The 3,980-nt window shown below is 63.8% G+C and carries 5 protein-coding genes; 3 read left to right on the forward strand and 2 right to left on the reverse strand.

Annotation, left to right across the window (positions count from 1 at the left end):
• Positions 1–368 precede the first annotated feature (368 nt).
• The 3 genes from BIS11_RS12430 to dcd all read left to right on the forward strand — a co-directional run bounded on the left by BIS11_RS12430 (position 369) and on the right by dcd (position 3,027).
• A complete protein-coding gene (locus BIS11_RS12430; protein ID WP_253419007.1) occupies positions 369–1,532 on the forward strand; it encodes a kinesin in 1,164 nt (387 codons plus the stop codon).
• Positions 1,533–1,648: 116 nt separating this feature from the next.
• Positions 1,649–2,449 (forward strand): iron-sulfur cluster carrier protein ApbC, encoded by an 801-nt coding sequence (gene apbC, locus BIS11_RS12435; protein ID WP_253419010.1) that lies wholly within the window; start codon positions 1,649–1,651, stop codon positions 2,447–2,449.
• An 11-nt stretch (positions 2,450–2,460) separates the two neighbouring features.
• Positions 2,461–3,027, forward strand: a complete 567-nt coding sequence (gene dcd, locus BIS11_RS12440; RefSeq protein ID WP_253419013.1) for a dCTP deaminase — start codon at positions 2,461–2,463, stop codon at positions 3,025–3,027.
• Between the two features lie 76 nt (positions 3,028–3,103).
• Here the strand turns inward: dcd and purN are convergent, their stop codons facing one another.
• Positions 3,104–3,838, reverse strand: a complete 735-nt coding sequence (purN, locus tag BIS11_RS12445) for a phosphoribosylglycinamide formyltransferase (RefSeq protein ID WP_253419016.1) — start codon at positions 3,836–3,838, stop codon at positions 3,104–3,106.
• Positions 3,828–3,971, reverse strand: a complete 144-nt coding sequence (locus BIS11_RS12450) for an AIR synthase-related protein (RefSeq protein ID WP_367399208.1) — start codon at positions 3,969–3,971, stop codon at positions 3,828–3,830. Before BIS11_RS12450 ends, purN begins: the two co-directional genes overlap by 11 nt.
• Positions 3,972–3,980: the final 9 nt, after the last annotated feature.

Consider the following 3,980-nt stretch of genomic DNA (forward strand, 5'->3'; position numbering starts at 1 on the left):
CTTCCAGGTAGCGAAACTGCAGGCGCCCGTTGCGGTCGCGATGAAGCTGGAAGATGACGCCCGGCAGATGCGCCAGCAGGCGGTCTGCGCTGAGAAGAGCGGGGGAAGGTGTGTCGTGCACGAGCATGCGTGATCCCTTCGCAATGCGTGGTGGTCGCCGAATCGATAAGTGAGGATAGCGCCAAACCCGACACAGCGATGTAAGCGTTCTGCCATGATCGACGAAATAAGTTATATCTTTTTGGAATATAAATTGACGGTTGATCGGCTGAATCGCAGGAAAAGACGCGGGTTTTCGTGAATTACTGGCGGGTAGCGCCCGAGTTAACTACTTTTTTGAAGATAAACAAATCGTTCAGGGACGCAACATGGCAGACGAGAATCCGCTAGATCATCAGCATGACACTCCTCGCAAGGTCAGCACCCGCGAGCTCTTTCGTCACAACCGGGTCAGGGCGATCGCCGGTATCGCCGCAATCGGAGTGGTCTGGGCCATCATGGCGCAGTCCAATGCCAACACCCATCGCGAGCGCGTCGATTCGTTGCAAGCTGATCTGGCCGCCGCCGAGCAGCAGAATCAGCGCCTGAGTCAGCGTGTAAGCGAGTACGAACAGGCCGAGACGGACCTGGCAGCGATGCGTGAAGAGATCGCTTCGCTCGAGGAGCAGCAGAGTCAGGCACAGTCGGGTCTCGAGGAGGTTCAGCAGGAGGTTGGCTCGGTCCAGTCGCGGCTCGAGGAGCTCCAAAGTCAGCGCGACTCGCTCCAGCAGGAAGTGGATGCGCTGGAAGAAGAGCTCGAAAATGCTCAGAGCAGCATGCAGTCGTTGCGCGACGAGCGTGACGAAGCGGTCAGCGCTCGCGACGAGGCCCAATCGTCGCTCGACGAGCTCGAACAGGCCCGCGAAAGCGCCGAAGAGGCGCGCCAGGAAGCAGAAACCGCGCGTCAACAGGCCGAGGAGCAGCGCCAGCAGGCCCTCGACGAGCAGAACCAGGCGCAGGAAGAGCTCGAGGCGCTCGAGTCTCAGGTCGAGGAGGCCAATGAGCGCCTGAGCGCCCTTCAGGAGCAAGTCGACAGCGCCGAGCAGGAGCTCGAGCAGCTTCAGAGCCAGCGCGACAGCATCAGCAGCGAACGCGACGATCTTCAGAGCGAGATCGACGCGCTCGGCGAGCAGCGCGAGGAGCAGGAGCAGAGCCTGACCCAGGTGCGCGGCGAGACCGACGACCTGATGGTGGCGCTCGATATCGGCCGCGAGGAACTGGCAAGCGTCGAAAGCGATATCGAGACCCGCGAAGCGCAGCTCGAGCGCCTGGAGAACCAGCTGCGCGACTGGCGCAGCGAGCTCTCGGCGCTGGATGACCGCCTGGGCGAAGTCGACGACGTGGCCGAGGACGACGTGCCCGATCTTTCCGGCAGCGCCTCTTCCGCCCAGGGCCAGGGCGGTTCAGCGTCACAGGAGCCGGCGCAGCAGGACGAAGCGCAGCAGAACCAGGACGCCGGCGACGACGAGCAGCAGGGCCAGGGCAACAACTGAGCCTTCAGATAGTACGCGGGTACGGCCAGGGCCGTACCCGCTTTTTTATGCGCCGAGTTTATGAACGCCGCCTCAGCGCGTATGATCTAGCCAATTCAACGTTCAAGGAGCGCCCGATGGAAGGGATCAAGCATATCGTCGCCGTCGCATCCGGCAAGGGGGGCGTCGGCAAGTCCACCGTCACCGTCAACCTGGCGCTGGCGCTGTCCGCCCAGGGGTATCGTGTCGGCGTGCTGGATGCGGACATCTACGGGCCGAGCCAGGCGCAGATGCTCGGCGTTGCGGAGGGGACGCGCCCGCAGACCGTGGGCGAGAACACCTTTCTGCCGCTCGAGGCTCACGGGCTCCAGGCGATGTCGATGGCGTTTCTGGTCAACAGTCGGGATGCGCTGGTGTGGCGCGGTCCGATGGTGGTCGGTGCCTTCCAGCAGATGCTCAACCAGACGAAGTGGGACGATCTCGACTTCCTGTTGATCGACATGCCCCCGGGTACCGGCGACATCCAGCTGACACTTGCTCAGAAGGTGCCGGTCTCCGGCGCGGTGGTGGTCACCACGCCGCAGGACATTGCGCTGCTCGACGCACGCAAGGGCATCGAGATGTTCCGCAAGGTAAAGGTGCCGGTGGTCGGTGTGATCGAGAACATGAGCCTCTACACCTGCGAGAAGTGCGGCCACGAAGCCGCTATTTTCGGCGCCGGTGGAGGCGAACGCATCGCCGATGAGTATAATACCGCGCTGCTCGGTCGCCTGCCGCTGACCCTCGACATTCGCGAGCTGGCCGACTCCGGCACGCCCAGCGTGATCGCCAAGCCCGACAGCTCCGAGAGCCAGGCCTTTGCCGACATCGCCCGCCAGGTGGCCCAGGCGGTGATGGGGACGCAGCAGAGCGGCCCCACGATTTCCTTTAGTGAGTGATTAGTCAACCCATGAGTATTCAGCCAGATAAGTGGATTCGCCGCATGGCGCAAGAGCGCGCCATGATCGAACCCTTCGAGCCCGGCCAGGTACGTCACGTCGACGACCAGCGGGTGATTTCCTACGGCACCTCGAGCTATGGCTACGACGTGCGCTGCTCGGACGAGTTCAAGGTCTTCACCAACATCCACTCGGCGATCGTCGATCCCAAGGCGTTCGACGAGAAGAGCTTCGTCGACGTGAAGGGCGATGTCTGCATCATTCCGCCCAACTCCTTTGCGCTGGCGCGCACCGTCGAGTACTTTCGCATTCCGCGCAACGTGCTGACCATCTGCCTTGGCAAGTCCACCTACGCGCGCTGCGGCATCATCGTCAACGTCACGCCCCTCGAGCCCGAGTGGGAAGGCCACGTGACGCTGGAGTTCTCCAATACCACCAACCTTCCGGCCAAGATCTACGCCCACGAAGGCGTGGCGCAGATGCTGTTTCTGACCGCCGACGAGGAGTGCGAAACCTCCTACAAGGATCGCGGCGGCAAGTACATGGGCCAGCGTGGCGTGACGCTCCCACGCACCTGAGCGCTATCGAAGCCAAAAAAAGCGCGCCTTACAAGGCGCGCTTTTTTCGTTGGTTCCTGCCGGTCCGAGGCGACCGTCAGGGCTCCTCGTCGAGCTCCTCGGCGGCATCGTCGTGAGAAAGACGCATGCCGTGGGGCGGCAGGGGCTGGCCATCGATGGTCACGGCATCGTTGGCGTACTGAAGCCGACCCTGCAGGAACCACTGCACGGCGATGGGGAAGATCAGGTGCTCGCGGGCGTGGACCTTCTCCTTGAGGCTCTCGACGCTGTCCTCCGGGGTGACCCGGCACTCGGCCTGGAGCACGACCGGGCCGCCATCGAGTTCCTCGGTGACGAAGTGCACGCTGCAGCCGTGGACATCGACGCCGTCGGCCAGCGCCCGGGCGTGGGTGTCGAGCCCTTGGTAGGCGGGCAGCAGCGACGGGTGGATGTTGAGCATCCGGCCCATGAAGCGCTGCACGAAGCGTGGCGTCAGGATGCGCATGAAGCCTGCCAGCACGATCAAGTCCGGCTCGTGGCGCTCGATCACCTTGATCAGCGCGCCGTCGTAGGCCTCGCGGCTGTCGTACTCGCGGTGGGGCAGGGCGACCGCCTCGATGCCCGCCTCATGGGCGCGCTTGAGCCCGTAAGCGCCGGGCTCGTTGGAAATGACCGCCTTGATCTCGCCGCCGAGGCGGTCATGGGTCTGGGCCTCGATCAGCGCGGCGAGGTTGCTGCCGCTGCCGGAAATCAGCACCACGATGCGGCGCTGGTCGATCGGCGCCGGCGTCATGTCGGTCAGCGTGTCGCTGGCGTAGTCGTTACTGCTCACGGCGCGGGTTCTCCAGCACGACCGCCTCGCCGCTGCGCTCGACGATGGCGCCGATGCGGTGAACGGTTTCACCCTGCTCCTTCAGGTAGGCTTCGGCCTGGTCGGCTTCGGCGGCAGGCACGACGACCACCATGCCGATGCC

The sequence above is a fragment of the Halomonas sp. 707D4 genome (assembly GCF_024158685.1).
Taxonomy (GTDB): Bacteria; Pseudomonadota; Gammaproteobacteria; order Pseudomonadales; family Halomonadaceae; genus Vreelandella.